Genomic DNA, 514 nt, shown 5'->3' on the forward strand with positions numbered 1-514 from the left:
CCCGGGCGGAGCGGGTCGCGCCGATCACGAGATCATCGGCATCGACCGCAATGAGGCCTCCGCATTGGCCGTCCGCAGCTTGCGTCAGCACGATGCGGGCATGCGCGAAGGCCCTGCGGAACAGATCGGCCTCGATGCGCTTGGCCGCCTCGCCTGCCGCAAGCGCGATCAGACTGGAAAATGCATCGGTCCGGTCGGCGCGGCAGGAGGACACGTCGAGCACGCCCGCGAGCGTCGCCTCATGGTCGTAGATCGGAACGGCGCTGCAGCTCAGAAGCGTGTTGCGGGTGAAGAAATGCTGGTCGCGGTCGATCGTCAGCGGACGCTGCTCGACGAGGCAGGTGCCGATGCCGTTGGTGCCCTCGTGCTCCTCGCTCCAGAGCGCACCGGTCCACAGGCCCCAGGATTGAAACGTCGCGTCGTCCGCCGCCGTACCGCGACGATCGACCGGCACGCCCTCGCCGTCGGCGAGCAGCACACAGCAGCCGCTCGCGCCGACGGCTTGATAGAGCCG

Annotated in this window: 1 protein-coding gene; it reads right to left on the reverse strand. The window is 68.7% G+C overall.

Annotated elements, in window-relative coordinates; all coding sequences use genetic code 11:
* Nucleotides 1–514, reverse strand: a 514-nt coding sequence (locus tag MOV74_RS40145) for a GAF domain-containing protein (RefSeq protein ID WP_246933102.1), incomplete at both ends; no start/stop codon positions are given.

Source organism: Bradyrhizobium sp. SHOUNA76, assembly GCF_023006445.1.
Classification (GTDB): domain Bacteria; phylum Pseudomonadota; class Alphaproteobacteria; order Rhizobiales; family Xanthobacteraceae; genus Bradyrhizobium.